This window comes from Macrococcus epidermidis, assembly GCF_003259695.1.
GTDB classification, from domain to species: Bacteria; Bacillota; Bacilli; order Staphylococcales; family Staphylococcaceae; genus Macrococcoides; species Macrococcoides epidermidis.
Genome location: NZ_PZJH01000003.1, coordinates 117,506 through 142,134 on the forward strand (window position 1 = coordinate 117,506; position 24,629 = coordinate 142,134).

The 24,629-nt window shown below is 32.5% G+C and carries 24 protein-coding genes and 2 riboswitches; of the genes, 18 read left to right on the forward strand and 6 right to left on the reverse strand.

Annotation, left to right across the window (positions count from 1 at the left end; all coding sequences use genetic code 11):
* Position 1: 1 nt before the first annotated feature.
* Positions 2 to 97: riboswitch (SAM riboswitch) on the reverse strand.
* 76 nt (positions 98 to 173) lie between these two features.
* Positions 174 to 1,034, reverse strand: a complete 861-nt coding sequence (locus BHU61_RS08330; RefSeq protein ID WP_111716092.1) for a PPK2 family polyphosphate kinase — start codon at positions 1,032 to 1,034, stop codon at positions 174 to 176.
* Positions 1,035 to 1,174: 140 nt separating this feature from the next.
* On the opposite strand from BHU61_RS08330, the gene BHU61_RS08335 reads away from it, so the two are divergent.
* Complete coding sequence (locus tag BHU61_RS08335) at positions 1,175 to 1,393, forward strand: hypothetical protein (RefSeq protein ID WP_111716093.1); 219 nt, start codon at positions 1,175 to 1,177, stop codon at positions 1,391 to 1,393.
* Positions 1,351 to 1,638, forward strand: a complete 288-nt coding sequence (locus BHU61_RS08340) for a GNAT family N-acetyltransferase (RefSeq protein ID WP_170122512.1) — start codon at positions 1,351 to 1,353, stop codon at positions 1,636 to 1,638. The genes BHU61_RS08335 and BHU61_RS08340 overlap by 43 nt, the downstream gene beginning before the upstream one ends.
* A gap of 18 nt (positions 1,639 to 1,656) precedes the next feature.
* Here BHU61_RS08340 and BHU61_RS08345 read toward each other — a convergent pair whose 3' ends face one another.
* From BHU61_RS08345 to BHU61_RS08355, 3 genes are read right to left on the reverse strand one after another with little or no spacing between them, the layout of a single operon-like run.
* On the reverse strand, positions 1,657 to 2,580 hold the full coding sequence (locus BHU61_RS08345; RefSeq protein ID WP_111716097.1) for a metal ABC transporter solute-binding protein, Zn/Mn family: 924 nt from the start codon (positions 2,578 to 2,580) through the stop codon (positions 1,657 to 1,659).
* Positions 2,577 to 3,410, reverse strand: coding sequence for a metal ABC transporter permease (locus BHU61_RS08350; RefSeq protein WP_111716239.1), 834 nt, complete (start codon positions 3,408 to 3,410; stop codon positions 2,577 to 2,579). Before BHU61_RS08350 ends, BHU61_RS08345 begins: the two co-directional genes overlap by 4 nt.
* Positions 3,394 to 4,119, reverse strand: coding sequence for a metal ABC transporter ATP-binding protein (locus BHU61_RS08355; protein WP_111716098.1), 726 nt, complete (start codon positions 4,117 to 4,119; stop codon positions 3,394 to 3,396). The genes BHU61_RS08350 and BHU61_RS08355 overlap by 17 nt, the downstream gene beginning before the upstream one ends.
* A 129-nt stretch (positions 4,120 to 4,248) precedes the next feature.
* On the opposite strand from BHU61_RS08355, the gene BHU61_RS08360 reads away from it, so the two are divergent.
* On the forward strand, positions 4,249 to 4,902 hold the full coding sequence (locus BHU61_RS08360; protein ID WP_111716100.1) for a metal-dependent transcriptional regulator: 654 nt from the start codon (positions 4,249 to 4,251) through the stop codon (positions 4,900 to 4,902).
* 116 nt (positions 4,903 to 5,018) lie between these two features.
* On the opposite strand, the gene BHU61_RS08365 is transcribed toward BHU61_RS08360, so the two are convergent.
* Both BHU61_RS08365 and BHU61_RS08370 read right to left on the reverse strand, forming a co-directional pair.
* Positions 5,019 to 5,858 (reverse strand): formate/nitrite transporter family protein, encoded by an 840-nt coding sequence (locus tag BHU61_RS08365; protein WP_111716102.1) that lies wholly within the window; start codon positions 5,856 to 5,858, stop codon positions 5,019 to 5,021.
* Positions 5,859 to 5,973: 115 nt separating this feature from the next.
* Positions 5,974 to 6,495, reverse strand: a complete 522-nt coding sequence (locus BHU61_RS08370) for a GNAT family N-acetyltransferase (RefSeq protein ID WP_111716103.1) — start codon at positions 6,493 to 6,495, stop codon at positions 5,974 to 5,976.
* A 151-nt stretch (positions 6,496 to 6,646) separates the two neighbouring features.
* Positions 6,647 to 6,753, forward strand: a riboswitch (TPP riboswitch).
* Between the two features lie 70 nt (positions 6,754 to 6,823).
* On the opposite strand from BHU61_RS08370, the gene BHU61_RS08375 reads away from it, so the two are divergent.
* From BHU61_RS08375 to BHU61_RS08445, 15 genes are all read left to right on the forward strand, one after another.
* Positions 6,824 to 7,408: an ECF transporter S component gene (locus tag BHU61_RS08375; protein ID WP_111716105.1), complete on the forward strand. Its 585-nt coding sequence runs from the start codon at positions 6,824 to 6,826 to the stop codon at positions 7,406 to 7,408.
* A 3-nt stretch (positions 7,409 to 7,411) separates the two neighbouring features.
* Entirely contained in the window at positions 7,412 to 8,824 is a 1,413-nt protein-coding gene (locus BHU61_RS08380; RefSeq protein WP_111716240.1) for an ABC transporter ATP-binding protein, read from the forward strand.
* The gene (locus BHU61_RS08385; protein WP_111716106.1) at positions 8,808 to 9,599 is read left to right on the forward strand and encodes an energy-coupling factor transporter transmembrane component T family protein; all 792 of its coding nucleotides are present in this window, start codon (positions 8,808 to 8,810) and stop codon (positions 9,597 to 9,599) included. Before BHU61_RS08380 ends, BHU61_RS08385 begins: the two co-directional genes overlap by 17 nt.
* A gap of 287 nt (positions 9,600 to 9,886) precedes the next feature.
* Positions 9,887 to 11,221: a sodium-dependent transporter gene (locus BHU61_RS08390; protein ID WP_111716108.1), complete on the forward strand. Its 1,335-nt coding sequence runs from the start codon at positions 9,887 to 9,889 to the stop codon at positions 11,219 to 11,221.
* 239 nt (positions 11,222 to 11,460) lie between these two features.
* Complete coding sequence (gene ahpC, locus BHU61_RS08395; RefSeq protein ID WP_111716109.1) at positions 11,461 to 12,030, forward strand: alkyl hydroperoxide reductase subunit C; 570 nt, start codon at positions 11,461 to 11,463, stop codon at positions 12,028 to 12,030.
* A gap of 113 nt (positions 12,031 to 12,143) precedes the next feature.
* Positions 12,144 to 13,667 (forward strand): alkyl hydroperoxide reductase subunit F, encoded by a 1,524-nt coding sequence (ahpF, locus tag BHU61_RS08400; RefSeq protein ID WP_111716111.1) that lies wholly within the window; start codon positions 12,144 to 12,146, stop codon positions 13,665 to 13,667.
* Positions 13,668 to 13,764: 97 nt separating this feature from the next.
* Entirely contained in the window at positions 13,765 to 14,541 is a 777-nt protein-coding gene (gene modA / locus BHU61_RS08405; RefSeq protein WP_111716112.1) for a molybdate ABC transporter substrate-binding protein, read from the forward strand.
* 114 nt (positions 14,542 to 14,655) lie between these two features.
* A complete protein-coding gene (locus tag BHU61_RS08410) occupies positions 14,656 to 15,252 on the forward strand; it encodes a YdeI/OmpD-associated family protein (protein WP_111716114.1) in 597 nt (198 codons plus the stop codon).
* A 174-nt stretch (positions 15,253 to 15,426) separates the two neighbouring features.
* Complete coding sequence (locus BHU61_RS08415) at positions 15,427 to 16,656, forward strand: carboxylate--amine ligase (protein WP_111716116.1); 1,230 nt, start codon at positions 15,427 to 15,429, stop codon at positions 16,654 to 16,656.
* A gap of 180 nt (positions 16,657 to 16,836) precedes the next feature.
* Positions 16,837 to 18,720, forward strand: coding sequence for an FUSC family protein (locus tag BHU61_RS08420; protein ID WP_111716117.1), 1,884 nt, complete (start codon positions 16,837 to 16,839; stop codon positions 18,718 to 18,720).
* Positions 18,721 to 18,835: 115 nt separating this feature from the next.
* Complete coding sequence (locus BHU61_RS08425) at positions 18,836 to 20,146, forward strand: MFS transporter (RefSeq protein ID WP_111716119.1); 1,311 nt, start codon at positions 18,836 to 18,838, stop codon at positions 20,144 to 20,146.
* A gap of 189 nt (positions 20,147 to 20,335) precedes the next feature.
* Positions 20,336 to 21,817, forward strand: coding sequence for a Rossmann-fold NAD(P)-binding domain-containing protein (locus tag BHU61_RS08430; protein WP_111716121.1), 1,482 nt, complete (start codon positions 20,336 to 20,338; stop codon positions 21,815 to 21,817).
* A 41-nt stretch (positions 21,818 to 21,858) separates the two neighbouring features.
* A complete protein-coding gene (locus BHU61_RS08435; RefSeq protein WP_111716122.1) occupies positions 21,859 to 23,025 on the forward strand; it encodes an ABC transporter permease in 1,167 nt (388 codons plus the stop codon).
* Complete coding sequence (locus tag BHU61_RS08440) at positions 23,022 to 23,951, forward strand: ABC transporter permease (protein ID WP_111716124.1); 930 nt, start codon at positions 23,022 to 23,024, stop codon at positions 23,949 to 23,951. The genes BHU61_RS08435 and BHU61_RS08440 overlap by 4 nt, the downstream gene beginning before the upstream one ends.
* Positions 23,948 to 24,619 carry an ABC transporter ATP-binding protein gene (locus tag BHU61_RS08445; RefSeq protein WP_111716126.1) on the forward strand — a complete coding sequence of 224 codons (672 nt, stop codon included), beginning with the start codon at positions 23,948 to 23,950 and terminating at the stop codon, positions 24,617 to 24,619. The genes BHU61_RS08440 and BHU61_RS08445 overlap by 4 nt, the downstream gene beginning before the upstream one ends.
* Positions 24,620 to 24,629: the final 10 nt, after the last annotated feature.

Sequence of the window (24,629 nt, forward strand, 5' to 3'; positions counted from 1 at the left end):
AAGCTCATCTTTCAGGTTAAACCTGCTGGAATTAGCACCTAATTGAATAGGTTGCTGGGTTTCATAGGGCCAGTCCCTCCACCACTCTGGATAAGTAATATTTAGTTGTAAGAATTAAACATATTCTAAAACGATTATTCTGAATTGTCAAATATTTATTTTGAAATGATTTGTTAGTTATTTTTTAATTTATTGATATATTCCTCTAGTTTCTCTTGATTTTCTTGTGAAATTTCAGGAAACTCAGGTTTTAATCGCTTTATTGTATCTATCATAACTTCTGTAACGATACGTCTTGTATGCCATTCATCATCTGCAGGTAAAATGAACCACGGACTATGTTCAGTAGATGTAGCTTCTAACATTTCAGAGAATATTTTTTGGTAGTCATCCCAATACTCACGCTCTTTTACGTCATTGAATGAAAATTCCCAGTTCTTATCTTTATTAGTCATTCGCTCAAGTAAACGATCACGTTGCTCATCTTTTGACATGTTGAAGAAGAATTTAATCACTTCAAAGCCATTCTCGGTTAAATAACGTTCATAATCATTGATTTGGCGGAATCGGGTTTTCCAAATTGATTCATCCACTTCGTTATTTGGTGTTTCATGTTCTTCAACAGAATCATGTATTCTTGGCGCAAGTACATCTTCATAGTATGAACGATTAAAAATTCCAATTTGCCCACGCTCAGGTAAACCTTCATGATAACGCCATAAATAGTCGTGTTTAAGTTCTGTGTTATTTGGCTTACCGAAAGAAGTAGTCTTTAATCCCTGTGCACTTAGATTAGAGAAGATATAACTGATAACTTCATCTTTTCCGGCGGCATCTAGCGCCTGCAGCACAACGATGATACCATTTTTTTCAGCAGCATGTAGTTTTAGATGAAGCTTTTCAAGTTTTTCTGTTAGTTCAGGCATGATATCATTTTTTATTTTATCGTTATTTTGTTTTTCATTTTCTGATGTTTTATAATTATTGAAATCAAATTTAGTATTAGGTATTACTTTATATTGGTTAATGTCCATAGAAACCCTCCATATACTTTTTTGATGTATTCCCTAGCAGATATAGAAGTAAACAGTATTTATATCTATTTGTTATAATTTAATAATAATCATTATGAAATAAGATGACTTAAGAGAGGAAGAGAGGAAGAGAGGAATTAATGAAACTTATTCGATCTACCCATTACCACGAAGATTTACTAGAACAATTTGAGTTAACTGAAGAACAACTAAAGTTTGTGAAAAGTCCTGAAGTAAACATCAGTGTGGCAAAAGAGGATACTAATCGCACACCAATTTTTGGACTAAATGAAGAGGGAATACCTGTTGTATTTTTGTGTTACATGAACATAGCGAATTTGAAAGCAAATTTGAAGTAGATAACAGTATATATATAAGATCTTTTGCGAATGACAACAGACATTTAAGACAAGGTTATGCAAAACAAGCATTAATTGCGTTACCGGAATTTATTATGAGTGATTTTCCGCATATTAAATATTTAACGTTACTTGTGGATGTCCCTAATACCGTTGCACACGACATGTATTTAAAACTTGGATTTGTACAAGGTAATCAAATAGAGGGTGAAAGATACCCAGCTTACTGCATGGTGAAAAAATAGCAGGTTAACATAAACCTGCTATTTCATACCGTCATGGATTACTTTAATATTGTGTTCCATCATTTTGTAGTAACTATCACCATCACTATTTTTGCTGCCGATTGAATCGGTATAGACTTCTCCCGCAATTGGTTTTTTTGTCATTTCACTTAATGTTTGCATACTACGTTTATCTACGCTTGTCTCAACGTATAAGGATTTTACATTATTGTGTCGTACGTAGTTGATGGCTTTTGTCATTTGTTCAGGAGTACCTTGCTTTTCAGTATTAATTTCCCATATATATGCATGATGGATATCATAATCTCTACTGAAATATTTAAAAGCGCCTTCACTTGTAACTAACTGTCGTTGTACCTTAGGGATGTCTTTGAACTTGTCTTTGTATTTGTTACTCAGTTGTTTCAACTGTCCAATGTATTGCGCTACATTTTTGTCATAATCCGATTTGTAATCTTTATCAAAGAGGACGAGTGTGTTTGCAATATTTTTACTATAAGTAATACCATTCTCTATGCTTAACCATGCATGAGGATCTACAGCATGTGTGTCTTTATGATTGTTTAAATATATTTTCTTAACACCTTCACTAACAGCAACAACTTGTCTATCATTAATGTCTTTATTCCCTTGCTTCAATGCTTTCTGAAACCAACCACTAGATGTTTCAAGGTTCAGTCCATTATAAAATACAATATCTGCATCTGTGATGGCTTTAATATCTTGTGGTTTAACTTCATATTCATGGGGATCCTGACCGATAGGGACTATGTTTATCACGTTAGCATTATTTCCTGTAATTTCTTTTGTCATATCGTAGAGGATGGAATTTGTTGTGACGATTTTTAACTTTTGTTCGGGAGGTTCTGATGAACAACCGTTTAATAATAAAGTAGGAAGTAAAATAAGCATACATAGATATAATAATAGACGTTTCCTCATAGTAATCTTCCTTTCTTATATAAAAAATTAGTCTTACTTAAAATGAAAGTAAACATATAAATAATAGTTGCGATAATAACTATACAAGCACCACTCGGTACGTTCATCATATAGCTGATATAAATACCTATGACTGCACTGATTAAACCGAATATTGCAGATAAAATCATCATTTGGTGTAAGCTTTTGGAAATTAAATAAGCACTTGAAGCAGGAGTGATTAACATAGCCACTACTAAAATAATCCCTATTGTCTGTAAGCTAACAACAGTAATAAGTGCGAGTAACATCATGACAGTATAGTGCCAGAATTTTGGATTAATGCCATTCATTTTACTAAAAATAGGGTCGAATGTTGTCAATTTAAGTTGTTGGTAAAATACGATGACGATGATAAGTACTAATATACATATGGATAGTGTTGTATACATTGCTTCTCTCGTCACAGTAAGTACATCACCAAATAGAATGTGGTAAAGATTTGTGGTTGTTTCCATCAAACTAATCATGACGACTCCGACAGAAAAGAAAAGTGTAAATGCAATACCAATTGCGGCATCTTTTTTCGTCTTCGAATGATCTGTAAGGGCACCGATGAGTACACTTGTTAATAATCCTGTGAATAGGGCACCGATAAACATAGGAATGTTTAATAGAAAGCTCAAAGCGACACCGGGTAATACGGCGTGACTCATTGCATCACCCATTAAACTCAGTCCTCTTAAAATGATAAGGCAACCAACGATGCCTGCCACAATACCAACTACTCCTGCGGTAATCATTGCTCTTGAAAGGAAAGGATAATTCATTAAATCATTGACAAAATGCATCATTTTCACCTCCTTGAACAAGGAATGTTTTTCTTATGTTGTCATCAGTTAAAACTTCTGAGGTAAAGCCAGATGCAATAATTTCTTTGTTTAATAAAATACATTCATCAAATAAATTTGCAGCCGTGTTTAAATCATGATGAATAATAAAAATTAGTTTGTTATTTTTACGTAAATCAAATAAGCGGTTTTTGATTATTTCATAACTGTTGAAATCAATACCAACAAACGGTTCATCTAAAAAATAAATATCTTTTTCCTGCATTAAACTTCTGGCGATAAGCACGCGCTGTAACTGTCCTCCACTCAATTCACTTATGAGCTTATGCTTTATAGATTGAAGTTCCATTAACGTCATCAATCGTTTTAGATTATTGCGAGCGCTAGATTGACTATCAGTAAGATGTCCTTTAGTATATGCACCTGAACGAATTACATCGATTACAGTTATGGGAAAATCAATATCTAAAGCTGACTTCTGAGGTATGTAAGCGCAGCGTGTCAATTGATGTTTCAGCAAATGATTATCCAAATGAACAGTCCCATTTGAATGAATAAATCCTAAAATGCTTTTAAAAAGTGTTGATTTACCTGCACCATTTGGACCTAAAACTCCGATAAGCTTTCCAGTTAATTGTTGTGTATAATTGATGTGTTGAAGAATTGTTCGCCCGTTTAATGCAAAATGTAAATTTTTAATTTCAATCATAATAATCACCTTTTCAAAGTTATTAAAAATACTTTTAGGTATACCTAAACTATTTTTAATATAATCCGAAAAGCTGTAAAGGTCAAGTTTACTTTATGAATAAAATATGAAAATTTTGGAGGAGAATGTATGTTATCAGATGAAAAAGAAGATTATTTAAAGTGTATATACCAATATAATGGTTTAAAAGATTATGTATCGAATAAACAAATATCTACACATTTGGGTATTAAACCCCCGTCTGTAACCGAAATGTTTAATCGATTAGAAAAAGAAAGTTATATTATTATCAAACCTTATAAAGGAGCAATGCTAACAGAAAAAGGTAAAAAAGAAGTTATTAGAATTGTGAGAAGACATCGTTTGATAGAATGTTTCTTGATAAAATCTTTAGGATACCGTTGGGATGAAGTACATCAGGAGGCAGAAATACTTGAGCATAAAGTGTCAGATCTATTTATTGAGCGTTTAGATAAAATGCTCGATTATCCAACATATTGTCCTCATGGAGCTATCATTCCTAGAGGAGAAATTATTGAAGAAGAGGTCCAGGAAATAACAAAATTACAAATAGGGAATTCATTTATTCTGCAAAAGGTGCAAGATGAGGTACCATTACTCACTTATTTATACGAACAAAATATTAAGATTGGTGACGAATTGTTGATTGAATCGATTGATGAAGCCAATCATATTGTCTATCTTACTAAAGGGAATGTGAGAACTGGGTTAAGTTTGGATAATGCTAAAAAGTTATATTACAAGGTAAATAATAACTTTTAAAATATAAAAACAATCTATCAATATGAATTTACTTGTAAATAAAAACTGTGCATGATCCTAATATCTATCAGCATCATGCACAGTTTTTATTTCTTTTCAAATTGGTAAATATTATTTTACAAAGTTTTGTTCAGAATGACATCGTCTCTTCTACCGTTTAAGTATGCATAAACTAATCCGATAAATAAACCACCACCGATGTAGTTACCGATATATGCATAAAATAAATTTTTCAGAACGTCAATCCAAGATAATGCATCGATATTGTAGAACATCATTCCGGCAAACAATCCTGCATTGTAAACAACGTGTTCGTAAGCCATAAATACAAAGATAACTACTCCGACACCGATAAAGAATACTTTAGCTAATACTTCCTTACATTGTAATGAAATATAAATACCGATATTGATAAAGAAGTTAGCGAATATCCCTTTAATTAGAATTGCATGCCAACTTGATTCAATTGTTTTTGCATCTACTGTTTTCGTTAATGCTGCTACCATTTCAGGTGTCATAACTTTAGTGCCTGTCATCATTCCAAATAAGATAAATCCACCAATAATATTTCCCAGGAAACATAACGTAAATATTTTTATTATTTTACCCATTGTGATTGTTTTGAAATAATAACCCACTGTAAAGAACATAAAGTTACTTGTTAATAATTCAGAATTAGTAAGTACGATCATTACGAGTGCGATACTGAATGCAATTGCCCCTACTAAATTGATAAGCCCTGCATTTTCAGTTGAAGCAAATTGTGTCTTAGCTGCAAGTTGAAGCACTGCCATAATAGCTAGTAAAAACCCTGACATAATCGCTTTTAACATATAGCGCCCAGGTGTCTTATCTGCCATCACTTCTTTCATTGATACTTGGTTTAATACGTTTTCAATGTTACCTTTCGAAGCATAAGTATCTTCGATAGTTTTAGCTGGAATTTCAATAGCCATTGTAGAGCCTCCTGTTGAACAAGATTTTATGAATAAACATGAATGTGATAAATACAATATTATTATATCTGTTACTGAGTAACGTGTATATAGTTAATTTGTGAAAAGGTGAACATTATACTAAATCAAGCATCATTATATAGTCGGTCTGTGCTTCATCGCCCATTTGAAAGACATGAGAATCGATATGTTTAAAGCCGATTTTTTTATAAAAATCTAATGCATTATGGTTATGTTCCCAAACACCAAGCCATATTTTTTTGATGTTCTGATCTTGTGCACGTGATACTGCCTTTTCATATAAATGTTTACCAATACCTTGTTTTTGAAAAGTTTTGTCGACATAAATTCGCTCAATTTCGAGTGAATTATCCGTTATGTTTTCTGTTTGAGCATCATCAGTATTAATTTTTAAGTAACCGGCAACTTGTTCTTCGATTAAAGCAAAATAAAATTCTGAATGTGGATCATTAAGCTGAGCCATCATCTTTTCTTTAGTGAAAGATGTCTTTAAGTAATGATCGATAACTTCATCCTTATTATCCGGTCTGAAAGTATCATCGAATGTTTTTTTGCTTATATTGATTAGAGTATTGAGATCGTTTTCTGTAACTTTGCGTATTACAATTTTATTCATAAAGCGAGCTCCTTTAGTCAATTTGTTAATCACATTATGAGCTTAAATGAATGTTTATGCAATCAATATTTGTATAGTAATATGTTGATGAAATAAAATTTCGAGTTGACAAAATTTAGTTTCGCGAGTACTGTAAAAATAACAAATCAAATAAGCGCACTAGGGGTGTTTTATTAAAAACTGAGATAAGGCTGTAGCCTTAGACCCTTTGAACCTGATCTAGATGATACTAGCGTAGGGAAGTGTATAGTCACAGTATAAGTGTGGCTATTTTTCCGTACGCAGTCTTCTCTATAGAAGGATGCGTATTTTTTATGGAGGAATGAAAATGAACAGAAATAGTCAAGGTTTGAAGTTGTCAGATATTTTAGTGACAGTATTAGTAGCAGTATTATTTGCGGTAGCGTACAATTTTGTCTGGTTACCTTATGAGGCAATGAAACCACTGGGGCTACATTTTGAACAGTTGATATATGGTGTTTGGTTTATGGCTGCAGTTGTGGCGTATTTAATTGTTCCGAAAGCAGGAATTGCATTACTGGCTGAGTTTGCAGCAGGTGCAGGAGAGACAATTGTAATGGGGAAATTTGATATACCAACGTTTGTTTTTGCATTTTTACAAGGTTTGGCATGTGAATTTGTATTTATGTTATTCAAATATCAATCACGTAGCATGATGGTGTGTATATTAGCGGGTGTTGCAGCTGCAATTATAAGTCTGCCAGTTGAGTATTTCTATGGATATATGTCTGAAGTAGCAGGATGGAACGTGCTGCTTTATATTATAATGCGTTTGATTAGTGGTGCATTAGTAACCGGGGTGTTGTCATATTTAATTGTTAAAGCATTGGATCAGACTGGTGTAACGAAGCTATTCAGAACGTCAACTCAATCAGATTACGATAGTTTATAGATGATGTTATCTGTTAGAAATTTAAGATTGAAATATCCCGGTGAAAAAGAAAAGATATTTGACGGTATCGATATTACGATAGCAGAGAAAGAAAAAGTATTATTGCTCGGACCTTCAGGTTCTGGAAAGAGCACATTGTTGAACGTACTAAGTGGCATTGTCCCTGAGTTGATAGATTTACCGATGAAATATGATGTATTAGAACGCGACATGAATGCTAGTGTTATATTTCAGGATCCAGACAGTCAATTTTGTATGCCGAAAGTCTATGAAGAACTGGCTTTTATTCTGGAAAATCAAAATGTTGATAAATCGCAAATGAATCACTTGATTAATGATGTTTTGATTAAAGTAGGACTGGATGTTGAACCCTCACAACCAATCAATCAACTCAGTGGCGGTATGAAACAGAAACTCGCAATTGCAGGGTCATTGCTGCAGAATGCTGATACGTGGTTTTTAGATGAACCTACAGCGATGCTCGATAGCGATGCAACAAAGTATTTATGGGAATTGATGATTGATTTATGGCAGGATAAGACAGTACTTATCGTAGAACATAAAGTTGAGCATATATGGCAATATGTTGATCGTATTATTCTGATGGATGCTGATGGTAAGTTGGTTACACAAGGCACACCACAATTTATTCTTGAGCAACATGAAGATTTATTGAACCAGTATGGTGTATGGCACCCTAATGCATATAAGTGTGCACCAGAACCATTGCATTATGATCATATTTCTAATGACTTTGAACTCGTGTTAAAAGATGTGGCAGTAAAACGTAAAGAAAAGACGTTATATCATATTGATAAACTTGTTATTAGTAGTCATGAATGGATTACGATTACTGGAAAGAACGGAACAGGAAAAACAACGTTATTAGAATCTTTGATGCAGCTTATCCCGTATAAAGGTTTGATGCAATACGATGATAAAACTTTGAAGAAAGTAAAAGATGCAGCGCGTAATATGTACCTCGTCTATCAAAATCCTGAGCTGCAATTTATCCAAGGTAGTGTATATGATGAAATATTCTTTAATTTTCAATTTTTAGATAAAAGCCGAGCTGTGGAACGTACATCAAATTTATTAAAGCAATTAAATCTGTACCATCTAAAAGATCGTCATCCTTTTGAACTTTCGATGGGACAAAAGAGAAGATTAAGTGTTGCGACTGCATTGAGTACAAAAGCTGATATTGTGTTACTAGATGAACCAACATTTGGGCTGGATAGTCATAATACGTTCGAACTTATTGAATTATTTAAAGCGCGTGTGCAATCTGGTCAGACGATAATTATGGTGACGCATGATGACGAAATCATAAAGCGATACCCTTCTACCGTGTTACGCATTCAGGATGGAATACTTTCTGAAGTGAGGAGGGGTGATGATGTACGAACAGTTTAAGATATATCGTACATTTATGGATCATGTAAATGTGATTACGAAGTTGATATTAGGGGTTTTACTATTCGCGCTTGTCATATTCATTCATAATTTTGACTGGATGCTGTATCTAGCAATTATTATGTTTATTTTTATGATTGGATTGAGTGGTGTGCGTTTGAAACTTATTATGGCTTTTGTAAGTGTAATGATGTTATTTAGTTTCACTTCGTCATTATTTATGATTTTCTATGGTGACGGCAGTACTACGCTATTTCAATGGGGCATCGTGCATATTACAGAAGAAAGTTTATATAGAGGAATACATTTATCGCTTAGAACAATTACAGTCAGTTTCTTTGGTTTAAGTATTGCGTTTACAAGTGAAATTGTAAAAGTATTCTATAGTTTGATGCAACATTTAAAGGTGAAACCTAAATATGCCTATGCCTTTATGGCAGCAATCCGTATGGTGCCGATGATGTTTGAGTCATTCTTCCAATTACGCAATGCATTGAAAATGCGTTATCACGTTATAGATTCGAGCCAATACAGAGGATTAAATCGCATAAAGCATTTGATTATCCCGCTATTAAGTCAAAATATTAGACGCGCACATCGTCTGTCTGTTGCAATGGAGAAAAAAGGATTCCATAATGGTACTAGAACTTACTATTATCATGTGCCATTTAGCTATCGGGATATTTTATTGATAGCTGTCTTTTTAATAATGGTTGTAAGTGCTTATTTATTGGCAATGTATTTTCCGATAACGCATATAACGGATGTACGTTAAATAGATTTGTTTGACGTATAATCAATATACTGATAGAATAATCAGTAATCTTAAACAAGTGAGGTAATTAGAATGAAGACTTTTGTACAGAACAGTACAAAATTAAATATGTGGTGGCAGCTGTCATAACTTATATTTATGCCCGTCATAGATATAAGTATCTATGGCGGCTTCATTCGCGTTACTTGAGGCCGGTTGCGTATGCATAAGGTCTCTTTTTTGAGGTCGATGTATATGCATTGGCCTCTTTTTTTGTTTAAAAAATTATATGAAGTGAGGGATTACACATGGAAAAAAGATCTGTTTGGGGATCAAAAATTGGATTTATTTTAGCAAGTGCAGGTTCGGCAATAGGGCTTGGTGCGATGTGGAAATTCCCGTATGTCATGGCTGATAATGGTGGTGCAGCGTTTTTAGTATTGTTCATGGTATTCACATTATTTATAGGTATGCCGTTATTATTAGCAGAATTCGTAATAGGTAAACACGGCAAGACATATAGCACAGAAGTGTTCGGAAAAATTACTGGTAACAAATATTATAATCTAATCGGTCATCTCGGTAATGTCGGTGTTTTCTTCTTGCTTAGTTTTTACAGTGTGATTGGTGGATGGATTTTACTTTATATGATGAGGACTGTTTATGTAATAGTTACAAATCAACACACGAAGAATTACGAGGGATTATTTGGTCAATTGATTAGTAACCCGATATATGCAATACTTGGCGCTGCATTATTTATTTTTCTTACTGCGATAATTGTTTCCCGTGGTATTCAGGATGGGATTGAAAAAGCTTCAAAAATCATGATGCCTATGTTGTTTATTGCATTTATTGTGATTATCATTCGTTCTTTAACGCTTCCAAATGCAATGGATGGTATTGTATATTTTCTGAAACCTGATTTTAATTCAATGAATGCAGAAGGCGTACTTTTTGCTTTAGGTCAATCATTCTTTTCGCTTTCAGTAGGGTTTGGTGGCATGTTAACATATGCATCGTATTTAGATAAGAAGACGGACATTGTCCAATCTGCCTTTTCTGTTGTAGGTTTAAATATACTGGTTACGATACTAGCAGGATTAGCAATATTTCCTGCGACTGCCTCACTAGGTATTGATAATGCGCAAGGTCCGGGTTTATTGTTTATCGTTTTACCTTATGTATTCGATCAGTTGCCGTTCGGTAGTATCTTTTATCTTATATTTTTATCGCTATTCTTTTTTGCAACTATAACTTCATCTATCTCTTTAATTGAAATTAATGTTTCAAATGCAATTAAAAATGAAGAAAAGAAACGAAAAAAATATGTGTATGCAATCGCATTACTATTGTTTATTTTATGTATACCTTCTGCATTATCGAATGGTACTTTAAGCCAGATGAAATTTTTAGCGGGAACATTCTTTGATAATATGGATTATTTAGTTTCGAACATTATGTTACCGATTGGAGCATTATGTTATGCGTTATTTGCGGGATACAAACTAGATGGTGCAATTGCAAAGCAGGAATTAATGGATAATAAATATAGAGGTTTATTTAAAATTTGGGTTTTCTTGCTGCGCTATGTTATTCCGCTTGTTATACTGGCTGTATTTATTACTTTGATGATAAAGTAAATGAGAATAAGTTGCTGTAATTGATATTGTAAAAAGTAATTTTATGCACTCCAATTACAGTAACTATTTTTATTTAAAAAAATATTAAATAATACGTCAAATATTTTTCACAATTTTAAAGTTTGAGTTGGTTGACTTAAAACGAGCATCATGTAATAATAAGTTTTGTAGAGATTAGAATTATTCTAATCTAGAGGTTATCTAAAAGTACTTAATTAAATTCTCAGGAGGAATTACACATGTCATTAATTAACAAAGAAATCTTACCATTCACTGCGAATGCTTATGATCCAAAATCAGATTCATTCGTTGAAGTATCAAACGAATCAATGAAAGGTAGCTGGAATATCGTATGCTTCTACCCAGCAGATTTCACTTTCGTTTGTCCAACTGAATTAGAAGATTTACAAGATCAATATGAAACGTTACAAGGTTTAGGAGTTAACGTATATTCTGTATCATGTGATACGCACTTTACACACAAAGCATGGCACGATCATTCAGAAGCAATCAGTAAAATTCAATACACAATGATCGGTGACCCATCTCACGTTATTGCTAACAACTTTGATGTACTAGATGAAGAAGCAGGTCTTGCACAACGTGCGACATTCTTAATCGATCCAGATGGAGTTGTTCAAACAATGGAGATCAACAATGATGGAATTGGTCGTGACGCTTCAGTATTAGTAGACAAAGTTAAAGCTGCTCAATACGTAGCTAGCCATGACGGTGAAGTTTGTCCTGCAAAATGGAAAGAAAGCGGCGAAACTTTAACACCTGGTTTAGACTTAGTTGGTAAAATCTAATTTAATCGATAATAAATAATTAAATATTAAAAGACTGCCACAACGCAAATTTTTGCGTTGTGGTATCTATTGCAATAAAATATAGAAATTTATCCTTTAAGGGAGGAAATGTAATGTTAAACGATACATTAAAGCAACAATTAGCTCAATATTTAGAGTTAATGGAAGGCGACGTTGTAATTACAGCGAGTGCTGGAGATGATAAAACAAGTAAAGACATGATGGACTTACTCACTCAAATCAAAGAGATGTCTTCACATATCACTTTAAAAGAAGCATCTTTGAAACGTACACCTAGCTTCACATTGGCACGTCCTGATGAAGAAGCACGTATTACATTTGCCGGAGTACCACTTGGACACGAGTTCACTTCTCTAGTCTTAGCTTTATTACAAGTAAGTGGTCGTGCACCTAAAGCAGATCAATCTGTAATTGATCAAATTAAAAAGTTAGAAGGACCTTTTAACTTTGAGACATTCATCAGCTTAACTTGTACGAAATGTCCAGATGTTGTACAAGCTTTAAATATGATGGCGGTATTAAATCCAAATATTACACATACAATGATTGATGGTGCAGCATTTAGAGAAGAATCTAAAGATATTATGGCTGTTCCTACAATGTTCTTAGATGGTGAAGAATTTGGAAGTGGTAAAGCGACTATTGAAGAGATTATCGGTAAACTTGGTGGTGGAGCAGATGCTTCTGAATTTGATGCGAAAGAAACATTTGATGTATTAGTAATCGGTGGAGGACCTGCGAGTGGTAGTGCAGCAATTTATGCAGCACGTAAAGGTTTACGTACAGGTATTGTAGCTGAACGTATCGGTGGTCAAGTTAATGATACTGCTGGTATTGAAAACTTTATTACAGTAAAAGAAACGACTGGACCAGAATTCTCGCAAAACTTAAAAGAACATATTAACAGTTATGATATCGATGTAATGAATGCTGTTCGTGTTGAAAAGTTAGAAAAAATTGATGATTTAGTACATGTTACTTTAGAGAATGGCGGTAAACTAACATCTAAAACATTGATTATCGGAACAGGTGCAAAATGGCGTAACATGAACGTGCCAGGAGAAGCTGAATATCAAACAAAAGGTGTAGCATATTGTCCGCACTGTGATGGTCCATTATTTGAAGGTAAACGCGTTGCAGTTGTAGGCGGCGGTAACTCAGGTGTTGAAGCAGCAATTGATTTAGCAGGTATTGTTAAACATGTTACATTACTAGAGTTTGGTGAAGAATTACGTGCAGACAAAGTACTACAAGATCGTTTAGCATCATTAAATAATACTGAGATTATTAAATCAGCTGCAACAAAAGAATTAACTGGTGATGCTACGTTAAAAGCGTTGACGTACGTTGATCGCAATACAAATGAAGAACATACGCTTGATCTGGAAGGCGTATTTGTTCAAATCGGTTTAGTACCGAGCACTGAATTTGTTGGAGACTTAGTTGCTAGAAATAACCGCGGTGAAATTATCGTTGATAAAAATGGTGCTACAAATGTACCAGGTATTTTTGCTGCAGGGGACTGTACAGATCAAACATATAAACAAATCATTATTTCTATGGGTTCTGGTGCAACAGCAGCATTAAGTGCGTTTGATTATTTAATCAGAAATTAATTAAATGACGGATTTAAGTTAAAAGACATATTACGTTATGACGTAGTATGTCTTTTTTATATGGTAAAATATACATAATAATTCTAGGAGGCAAGTAATGAAGAAAACATTTTTAATATTTATTGTCTGTATATTACTTAGTGGCTGTGTAAATCAAGAGAAAGAACAAGGAAGGTCACAGGAAAAAGTAATACTTACTGTCTCAGCGGCAGCAAGTTTAAAAAATGCATTAAATGATATCGAAAAATCTTATGAAGGCGAACACAAGCATGTTGATATTAAATTTAATTATGGTGCGTCTGGTGCATTAGCGCAACAGATAATGTCCGGTGCTCCGGTTGATATATTCTTTTCAGCTGCACAGGGAAAAGTTGATGATTTAGTAAAAAATAAAGCTGTAGATAAAGAGGATACAAAGTCTTTACTGAAAAATCATCTCGTGCTTATAACAGAAGAGAAACTAACATCTCTTGATGATTTACAACAAGAAAAGATAAAAAAAATTGCACTTGGCAATCCGGAATTAGTACCTGCAGGCGAATATGGTAAACAAGCCTTAGAAAACAAAAAACTATATCAAAAAGTCAAATCAAAATTAGTATTAACGAAGGACGTACGTCAAGTATTGACCTATGTAGAAACCGGTAATACTGAAGCAGGTATCGTATACACATCAGACCTCAAATCAACAAATAAAATAAAGCATACACTCAAAATTCAAGATGATTTACATGAACCGATAACATATCCAATTGCTAAAATAAAAGACACTAAACATAAGAAAGAAACTGAGGAACTTTATCAGTATTTACAGAATAATCAAAGTAAAAAAGTGTATCAAAAATATGGTTTTGATATTAATGAAAAGGAGTAGCGATGCTGCTTCTTTTTTAAAACAAAGAACAATTAAATAATGAAAATTCATTAAATTTAATTCCCCTATATAAATAGATATTGTTTATAATAAAGAAGTATTGGAGGAAATCGTATGACGGAATTATCAACAGAACAAAAACTAGAAAAATTTTTTAATAAAACTTCACAATGGCACGATGCTTATCAATTGTTAAGATCGATTATAAGAGAATTTGATCTTGAAGAAGATTATAAATGGATGCATCCTTGTTATACAATGAAAGATAAAAATGTGTTACTGATACATGGCTTTAAATCATATGTTGCTATATTATTTCATAAAGGAGTAATGCTTGAAGATAAATACAATCTTTTAATTCAACAAACTGAACATGTTCAAGTTGATCGTCAATTACGCTTTTCGTCAGTAGAAGAGATTGAAGAAAAAGCAGATATGATACGTTTTTATATTAAAGAAGCAATTCGAGTTGAGAAAACAGGCATAAAACCTCCTAAAAAAGAACATGGACCATTAGAAATTCCTATCGAATTAGAAGAAGCATTTAAAGAGAACGAACGTTTAAGAGAAGCGTTTTATAAATTAACACCTGGTCGCCAACGTGCGTACGTCATTGAAATTAATAAAGCGAAACGCAGCGAGACGAAAAGGAATCGTATAGAAAAGTATGCTGATAAAATTTATCAGGGAAAAGGTTTATTAGAACGATAACAAATAATAATGTCATACGCTTTAAAAATATAATGTTATAATATGTTAAAGAAAATATTTGTATTTTAACAATACTTGGTGAATGTATACTTGCATTCATTACCATACAAAAATATAATGAATTAAGCAGCTTGGAAAGTCTGGAACAAAACTACTATATAAAGGATAATGAACATGGCTAAATTTAACTTTATCCCAATAATTTTGGGTGCAAACATACATGCGTATGCTGCAGCAGCAAGTTTTCATAAAGATTATAAGAAAAAGTCGGTCATCGTCGCAGCCGATTATTTATCGTTCACTAAATTTTCTAGTCTTATTAGCGATTATTATATTGATAAAATGATATATGATGACAAAGTTTTCATCGAAACATTTGAGCGCATTGCAAAGAAATATCGTAAGAAAAATCGTAAACTATTGCTTGTCGCAACGACAGATGAATATGTTAAGATGCTAATTAAACATGAAGCAAAATTGAGAGAAGATTTTACCTTTAATTTTCCGACACAAGATTTATTTAACCAATTATATTATAAGAAACATTTCTATGAGACGGTTGCTTCATACGGTATTGATATTCCTACGACATACCACTTTAATTTAGCTACCATCGAAACATTTAATGAACCTATTAGATTCCCGGCAATTATTAAAGTTGATGATGGTACAGCGTACTTTAATTTAAAGTTTAAAGGTAAACAGAAAATTTATGTCCTTGATGATTACACTGGTATTAATGAGACGATTGAATTACTTCATAATAATGGATATCGTGAGGATATTATTATTCAGGAATTTATTGAAGGAAGTGATCAGGACTTGTGGGACATCGTTTATTACGGTGATTCAAATGGAAAAGCGCAAGTGATTACATTAGCACAAGTATTGTTACAAGAACCTGCGATGACTGCTATCGGAAATTATACAGCACTCATTTCAAGATATGATAAAGATTTGATGGATAAAGTAATCAAGATGATGGAAGGTATGCATTATACCGGATTTGCTAACTTTGATTTAAAATATGATCATCGAGATGGTAAATACAAGTTTTTTGAGGTTAATCTACGTGCCGGCCGTTCAAGTTCTTATATCAAAGAAACAGGTTATTCAATTGCGAGATGTTATGTGGAAGATTTAATTTTAAATCAATCCCATCCAGTGAAATATTTAGATACAACACATTTATTTACGGTAGTACCTAAAGATATTATATTAAAATACGTAAAACAAAAATCATTACGTAAAGAAATTAAACAACTTATTCACAAACATCAATATTATAATCCACTATTTTATGCAAAAGATCGTTCAGTAAAGCGTAAAGCTTATCTGATGATGAGAAATGCCAAGTATCATCTGAAGTATAAAAATAGTGAGTGGTATAAAGAACAGAAATAATCACTTTATAGTGGTTATTTTTTTATTTGTCGTTTATTTTTTTATCTTATTATCTGTTTATATTATACCTATACCTTTATATCTTTATATAAACTCAAATGATTGCTATAGACATTATAAAAATATATTACATGTTAAAATGTTATCGTATGAAAATAAAAATAAGTCAGGTGAGCATAAGTGTATCATTATTACAAATCACTAATATATGTTGATATCGATAAGATTAATGTTTCGAAAGGCATCATTCAATTCATATTGATGCTAATACCAATGATATATGGCTATTTCATTGGTAATTTATCATTAGGATTGTTGATATCACTTGGAACATTATCTAATATCTATGTATTTGGCGGAACTTTACAATCTAAAATAAAAACAGTAACGATTGCCACTTTAACATTAGCTTTTGCAATGGCTCTCGGTACGCTTACGGCTGGTAATATGGTGCTATTCGGCTTTTTACTATTTGGTTTTACAGTAATACCGTATTACGTGTGTAATGCCCTTGAAATTAAAGGTCCTAGTTCTACTTTCTTTTTAGTGGCTTATGGACTATCGTCAATTATGCCACATGCACCAGAATTATTTTTAAAACGAGCGGTGCTGGTTATAATAGGTGGTCTAATTACAATTGTAGTTATTTCAATACATAGTAAGTTATTTGATAGAAATTATGAACGTGAAATTGTAATTAGTGATTATCATATGCTTCAAAAGTTATTAAAAGCATTCAATGATAACGCAGCTTTTAATGAAGCACATACGACAGCAGTGCGCTCCTTAATGGCATCCAATGATGCGCTTTATGCAGCGCGTCCTGCTTTCAGTAAAGATGGTGGAGAATATGAACGTACTTTATTATTACATCACTTGGCTGAAGGGATTTATTCAGAAATATTAGATTTACATTTAAAGAATATTCGTCCTATCCCAGGTATTCTAATAGAAATGATGAATTATATCGTTGATATGGTAACAGATGATAAGACTACCAAACCAAGCTGGAATAAAGCAGTTAAACTTTCAGAAGAATTTAGAAATTTGGAAAACAATTTGTATAAAGTAGAAGAAATTCTTTTTGCTCCAGTCGAACAGATTAACTATAAAAGTGAAAATAGTCGTCCTCATTTCATGCGTAGATTATTATCAAATATCACACCAGAATCAAGTGTGTTTATGATGACAATAAAATATGCTGTGATAATGGGGATAGCCATATTTATAGCAATATTATTTCATATCGATCGTCCGTACTGGGTGGCTTTGACTGTACATTCAGTTCTAATCGGTAATACAACTGTTACAAGTCTGCAACGCGCTGGTGCCAGATTTATCGGTACACTTTTAGGAATCATTGTGGCAGCTATAATAATCAGTATAAATCCTGATTTACTTATTGTAGCAATTATTATTGCGATTGCTGGAGGTATCAATGAAGTATTTGTTGGATCAAATTATGCACTCGCAATGATTTCAATTACAACTCAGGTGTTGCTTATGTCAGGAATCGCAGCTGGACATATTTCATATTCTTTTGCATATTTAAGGATCATAGATGTTGTTATAGGGGTCATTATTGCAGTTCTTGGTGTGCTGATTCTTGGTAGAACAACGGCAAGTGAGAAGCTTCCGAAGTTCATTGCAGATTTAATTCGCGTAGAGGCAGCAACTTTCCATTATCTTTTTTCACAGAACCATTATGCAATACGAGATCGTTATCAAGATATGTTTAAACTTTATTTAAATGTCGTGAATGTCAGAATGACTTATACAAATGCATATGGTGAAATTTCTAATAATAAACAACAAGTGCTACATTATTATCCAGCGATTCACTTATTAGAACAAATTAATTTTTCTTTACAGCGTGTTATCAAAGATGACGCTAAGTTTTTAATAGATAATGAAATGATGGGACAATATTTACTTGCTTTTGAAAATTGCGCGAAATACTTTGAACGAGGTAGTAACCATTCACTTATTGATTTAAAGCTACTAGAGAGGTATCATCAAATTCATTATGCATTAATGGACTTACAGGAATTTAAAGTTAAATGATGGGTTTAATATATTGCTTCACTTTTTTTCTTTACAATAATGAAACAGAAAATTTATAGTATTTGTATAAAACAATCGCTAAACTATGAGTAATACATATCATAAGGAGCAACTAATGAAGAAAGATCTTAAACTATTATTGTCGTTACCTATTTTTAGCTGGGCACTCTATGATTTCAGTAATACAATTTTTAGTGCAAATATTGTGACATTGTTTTTCCCGCAATTTGTAACAGAACAGTTTGGCGTTGATCCTGTAACTGAGCAGGTATCATCAACCTGGATTGCTTATTCAGCGAGTGTAGCAGCATTGCTCCTCATTGTATTAAGTCCGATATATGGCGTATATATCGATAGAACACAAAAGAAGAAGCAATGGGTTATCATTTTTACTTTAATTGTATTTATCTGTACTTTTCTGATGGGCTATATTTATGAAGCGGATATTAAACAACAGATGTTCGGCATTCCAGTTTCATTTTTGCTGATTATTATTTTATTTACGATTGCGAAATTTATGTATAATTCGAGTCTTGTATTTTACGATGCAATGATGAGTAGCTTAGCACCAAAAGAAGAACATTCAGTATTATCTGGGTTTGGAGTAGCGCTAGGTTACATGGGAACATTATTTGGCGTGCTTACGATAATGGCTTTAGTAGGTACTGAAGATGCTGGAAAAACGTTTATTCCAACTGCTATTTTATTTTTAGTATTTAGCATACCTATTTTTATCTTTGGTAAAGACGGCAATAAAAAGACTGTGAAACAACATGTATCTCAATCAAGCTTAACATCAGGCTATAAAGAAGTATTAGAAACTTTTAAGCTCGCTAAGAACGAACCGGCGATTTACGTATTCTTAATTGTTTATTTCTTCTTAAATGATGCTTTGGCGACTGCTATAAGTATGATGCAACCATATGCAACTACAGTAGTAGGATTTACTTCGAGTGAATTTATTAAAATATTTATGATAGCAACGATTTTCAGTGTAATAGGTGCCTTTGTATTTGGATACATTGCTAAAAGAATAGGTTCTTTAAAAGCGTTGCATTATGTCGCGCTAGTATTGATGATTGCGCTTATTATTGCAACTATTCCTTTACCTAAGTCGGCATTTTATATTTGTGCGATTCTTTTCGGAATTGCAATGGGTTCTATCTGGGTTATCTCTAGAACGCTTATCATAGAACTCTCACCGGAAGCTCACGAAGGACAATTTTTTGGTTTATTCTCAATGAGTGGTAAATTATCTGCAGTTTTTGGACCTTTTGTTTATGGAACGATTACTCTACTATTAAAAGATTATGGACCGTTAGCAAGTCGTGTTGCAATTTTATCTTTATTTGTGATGGCGCTGGGTGCGTATCTGTTACATTTCAAAGTGATTCGTTTAAGTAATAATGAAAATCAAAGCATATAGAATAATATTTAATCTTTCACTGTAATATGTTTATTCAAAGTGTTTTTTACATTATTTCATTACTAAGTAAACTGATTTTCATAAATAATATTATTTATGGTTAATTTTGTGAAAAGTATTCCGTAATGATTTCTATTTTGATATGATGAAATTGAACGAGACATTAAATACAAAAGTGGAGGATATGGTATGAAAAAGTCAAAAGGGTTGATCTTAGGAATCATAGCAGCACTTGTATTATTAATCGGTGGCGGGGGCGCAGCGGCGTATTACTTTTTAACGAACACACCGAAAAATGCGTATCTTTTAAGTGAAAAAGAATCAATGGAGTCGTTGCAAGATTATTTCAATGAGCGTTTTGAAAATGAAACAAAATTCCAGGAGAAAATGCAGGATGATAATTATGCAGTAAATATGAAGTTAAGTGCAGATATTCCGGAAGCATTTGTATCACAAATGGGTATTTCAAAATCAGTAATTGATTCATCAAATATCGTATTTGATATAGCACACAATAGTAAAGATAAATTATCAAATTTAAGCATCACACCTACGATTGCTGATAATAAACTTGGTGAGTTTGCGTGGCAGGCAGATAAAAAAAATCAATATCTTTCTGCACCAGTGTTAAATGATGTATTAAGCGTTCCAAATGATAAAATTATTGAAACGATTGAAAAATTATCTGGAGATCCAACTTCAGTAGAAGATATGACAAATGATTCATTAAATCTGAACAACCTTTTAGGTGGCGCACAACTTTCTCAAGAAGATATGAACAAAATCATCGAGCGATACAGTAAAACATTTGCTGATAATGTAGAAGATGATCAATTTAAAAAAGATAAAGAAAAAGTTAAAATCTTTGATGAAGAGAAGGATTTAGAGAAGTTAACAATGACGTTACAACCAAAAGATACAAAGAAAATCATCGTTGCAATGTTAGAACAAGCAAAAGATGACAAAGAATTAAAAGATTTATTTACAAAACAAGCACAAGGTGTAGACTATGATAAAGAGTTAGATAAAGCACTAAAAGAAGTGAAGGATCAAAAAGAATCTGAGTTTCCAAAAGTAATCTCAACAATCTTTGTTGATGGCAAACAAATTATGAAACGCAATCTGGTGATGACAAGTAATGAAGAAGAAGTTAAATTAGATGCTTTAACAAAAGTTGATGACAATTTAAAACTAGAAGTAAAAGGATCTTCTAAAGATGCTCCAGATGCATTCGTGTTATCAGGAGATTCAACTAAAAAAGATGAAAATTATAAAGATAATTACAAAATTGTCATTAATCAAGATGGTGCAAGAGAAATATCATTTGTAAATGATTCTAAAACAGATGGTGATAAACGTACTGACAATGGAACAATCGATTTATCTCAATTAGCTGGACAGGATTTAAAATTAAATTATACAAATGATTTAGTAACAGATATCGGCAACAATGAACAAAAGCAAAAAGCAGAATTTACTGTAAATGTTCAAAATGAACCGGTTAAATTGATGCTTGATGGTGTGACAAAATTAAAGCAAGATGTGAAAGTGAAATCTGACGGTGCTAAAGACTTAAGCACAATGTCTGATAGTGACCTACAACAATTGCAGGATGATATTAGTGAGAACTTTAATAAAATTTTTGAAGACGTTTCTAAAGATTTAAATTAATAAAATTAATGGTTATTGATTAATATTAAGGGGTGATAAATGTGAAACTACAACTGTTCAGCATTTATCACTCTTTTCTTATGAAAAAGTGGTATTTACTGGTCTATATATTAGTATTGTTTTTTGTATTGTTTGCGACACTTATAGGATTATCTGTGATGAAAAGTCAGGAAGACGATAAGTTTTCGATTGGATTAGTAGATGAAGATCAATCTAGAGAAACGAAGTTGATATTAGATGCAATTGGCGATGGAAAGCGTATGGGTAACGATATTGAACTGAAGCATTTTGATGTGACTAAGGCTAATAATGAATTAAAGCAACATCATTTAGATGGTTATTTCGTGTTCGATCAAGGAATGACTGAGGCATTTTACAAGCAAGGAGCATTACCGATTTCTGTTTACACATACGATAAAACATCGCTTGAGAGTATTATCATCTATCAGTTAACGGATTCCGTATATAGTCGTTTGATGCTTTCTATCGGTGGAGCTGGAGCGTATAAAGCGTTATATCCTGAGTCAAGTGATGATGCGATGTTAATGATGATGACGGATATGCTTTTTACGGGTCTGAATCGTAATGGTGCATTTGATGAGCAACCGGTTAAACTTTATGATAACTATCAGTATTATACTATTTCAGTTTATTTTATCAGTGTTTATGTATTGTTTTTATCACTGTTTAATATTTTGAAGATGAATCAGGCGCATGCTTTGAAAGAACGTCTATCAATGTTTCATTTTTCATATGAAAAACTAACATTGACACGCGGGTTAATAAGTTTATGGTATACACTTTTATTTTCTGCAGTAGTATTGTATGTTTTATTAAAATACTTAGATGTATCTTTTGAAAGTTATAACCTAATGCCACTTTTAATTATTTTATTCTTATACCTCATAATGATATTTGTGGTGATGTTGCTTATTGAACTCGTTAATAATGAATCGTTTCAATTGATTCTTAAAGTAATGATAACGGGTCTTATCATTCTATTTTCCGGAGCAACAATTCCTTCGATATATTTTAAGGATGTATTAGGCGGTATATTGTATCATCAACCGTTTAGTCATATTTTTAATAAAGTACTGGAATTGATTTTGAATAACTATTTTATAAAGACTCCTATTCTGTTCTACTGGATATGTATTATATTGATAAGTCTATTGATATTACAACTGATAAGGAGGTATAGACGATGAAATCTATCTTATACCTCGTAGTGCAAAAACAATGGAAATCATACTTATTATTGTCGTTGCTGATTGCTGGCATGTTACTCACTTGTTTTATATTGCAGCAAAAAATGAATGCAGTGTTTAAAATGCCGATTGCTGTGCAGGATTTAGATCATTCTCAATCATCAGAAGCGTTGATTGCAATGTTTAAAGATAATCATGATATGACAGTTAAAATAATTGGTGATGAAGAAAGTTTTATAGAAGATCATGTGAAAACTAAAGAAGCGGTGTTAAGTTTATCAATTCCTGAAGGTTTTAATGAAGCATTAAAGCAACAATCTTTAAGAGATACGATTATACTTTATTATCGTGATGATTTTATTGGGGCTATTGCCCAGGAAATAGTAAGTAAAACATTATTTGAAGCGCAGATTCCTTATATCGTGAAATATCATATTGATAAAGAGAAGCAAGTAAATATTGAAGAAGTTAAGAAGAGGTATTATCAGAAAACACCTGAAAGTCGTATGAAACAAATTGCAGTTTCAAAATCACAAGATGAATCAATTGCTTTAAGTACAATATTCGCGCTTATTTTATTTGTATCATCTATACAAGTGATACTTCATTATCATTTAAAGCAGGACGCAGCACTTGAACGCATGTATATGTTTGACAAAACAAATTTTTATTTACATATAACGTATATCATGGTTCACGTTTTCATAATCATGTTATCAATTATCTTTGCAGCATTGTTCATGAATCAAATGATGAGTATAAAGTTTTATTTTGTATGCTTGTTATTCACACTTATTTATGAATTCGTATTAAGTTTATTACTCTTTAAAATCAATACAACAAGTCATCGTCTATTTATGACCATTACTTTCACATTGATGATTGTGACCGTTTATATGTTGTTATCGATAGGAGGAAGTATATGATAAAAGTTAAAAACTTAACTAAGCGATATGGGAAAAAAGAAATCTTTGATCAGTTGAACACAACTTTTGAAGATAGAGCTGTAACAATCCTGTTAGGTGAGAACGGCGCTGGGAAATCAACATTGTTACGAATGATTGCAAAGCTGGAAACGCAAGATGCGGGAGAAATTATTTATTTCGGTGAGAACCTAAGTCATAAATCTTTAAAGAACCGTTTAGGCTACATTCCTCAGGACATCGCATTATTTGAACATTTATCTGTGCAAGATAATATTAAGTTTTTTAAAGGGCTCTATACATCTCCTATTGATGATAATTTACTAAATACTTATAAAGATGCTTTAAATATTCGCGAAGATAAGGAGAAAGTTCAATCACTATCAGGAGGGACGAAACGTAAGGTGAACATGTTAATCGGCTTACTTGGAAATCCAGATATAATTATTTTGGATGAACCTACTGTTGGTATTGATTTGAAATCGAGATATGACATTCATCGACTGATTAATCAGCTGAAAAAAAGTAAACTCATTATTTTAACAACGCATCACTTAGATGAAGTTGAGGTGATTGGAGATCATATAAAATTAATTGGAAAAGATCCATTTTATAAACAGGTACTGACTGATAAACACTGGACATTTGAAGATATGCTAAAATTGAAATAAATGAATATGG

Excerpts from the sequence above, each read along its gene's own strand:
- BHU61_RS08330 (WP_111716092.1), bottom strand. The coding sequence starts at position 1,034 with ATGGACATTAACCAATATAAAGTAATACCTAATACTAAATTTGATTTC.
- BHU61_RS08335 (WP_111716093.1), top strand. The coding sequence starts at position 1,175 with ATGAAACTTATTCGATCTACCCATTACCACGAAGATTTACTAGAACAA.
- BHU61_RS08345 (WP_111716097.1), bottom strand. The coding sequence starts at position 2,580 with ATGAGGAAACGTCTATTATTATATCTATGTATGCTTATTTTACTTCCT.
- BHU61_RS08350 (WP_111716239.1), bottom strand. The coding sequence starts at position 3,410 with ATGCATTTTGTCAATGATTTAATGAATTATCCTTTCCTTTCAAGAGCA.
- BHU61_RS08355 (WP_111716098.1), bottom strand. The coding sequence starts at position 4,119 with ATGATTGAAATTAAAAATTTACATTTTGCATTAAACGGGCGAACAATT.
- BHU61_RS08360 (WP_111716100.1), top strand. The coding sequence starts at position 4,249 with ATGTTATCAGATGAAAAAGAAGATTATTTAAAGTGTATATACCAATAT.
- BHU61_RS08365 (WP_111716102.1), bottom strand. The coding sequence starts at position 5,858 with ATGGCTATTGAAATTCCAGCTAAAACTATCGAAGATACTTATGCTTCG.
- BHU61_RS08370 (WP_111716103.1), bottom strand. The coding sequence starts at position 6,495 with ATGAATAAAATTGTAATACGCAAAGTTACAGAAAACGATCTCAATACT.
- BHU61_RS08375 (WP_111716105.1), top strand. The coding sequence starts at position 6,824 with ATGAACAGAAATAGTCAAGGTTTGAAGTTGTCAGATATTTTAGTGACA.
- BHU61_RS08380 (WP_111716240.1), top strand. The coding sequence starts at position 7,412 with ATGTTATCTGTTAGAAATTTAAGATTGAAATATCCCGGTGAAAAAGAA.
- BHU61_RS08385 (WP_111716106.1), top strand. The coding sequence starts at position 8,808 with ATGTACGAACAGTTTAAGATATATCGTACATTTATGGATCATGTAAAT.
- BHU61_RS08390 (WP_111716108.1), top strand. The coding sequence starts at position 9,887 with ATGGAAAAAAGATCTGTTTGGGGATCAAAAATTGGATTTATTTTAGCA.
- ahpC (WP_111716109.1), top strand. The coding sequence starts at position 11,461 with ATGTCATTAATTAACAAAGAAATCTTACCATTCACTGCGAATGCTTAT.
- ahpF (WP_111716111.1), top strand. The coding sequence starts at position 12,144 with ATGTTAAACGATACATTAAAGCAACAATTAGCTCAATATTTAGAGTTA.
- modA (WP_111716112.1), top strand. The coding sequence starts at position 13,765 with ATGAAGAAAACATTTTTAATATTTATTGTCTGTATATTACTTAGTGGC.
- BHU61_RS08410 (WP_111716114.1), top strand. The coding sequence starts at position 14,656 with ATGACGGAATTATCAACAGAACAAAAACTAGAAAAATTTTTTAATAAA.
- BHU61_RS08415 (WP_111716116.1), top strand. The coding sequence starts at position 15,427 with ATGGCTAAATTTAACTTTATCCCAATAATTTTGGGTGCAAACATACAT.
- BHU61_RS08425 (WP_111716119.1), top strand. The coding sequence starts at position 18,836 with ATGAAGAAAGATCTTAAACTATTATTGTCGTTACCTATTTTTAGCTGG.
- BHU61_RS08430 (WP_111716121.1), top strand. The coding sequence starts at position 20,336 with ATGAAAAAGTCAAAAGGGTTGATCTTAGGAATCATAGCAGCACTTGTA.
- BHU61_RS08440 (WP_111716124.1), top strand. The coding sequence starts at position 23,022 with ATGAAATCTATCTTATACCTCGTAGTGCAAAAACAATGGAAATCATAC.
- BHU61_RS08445 (WP_111716126.1), top strand. The coding sequence starts at position 23,948 with ATGATAAAAGTTAAAAACTTAACTAAGCGATATGGGAAAAAAGAAATC.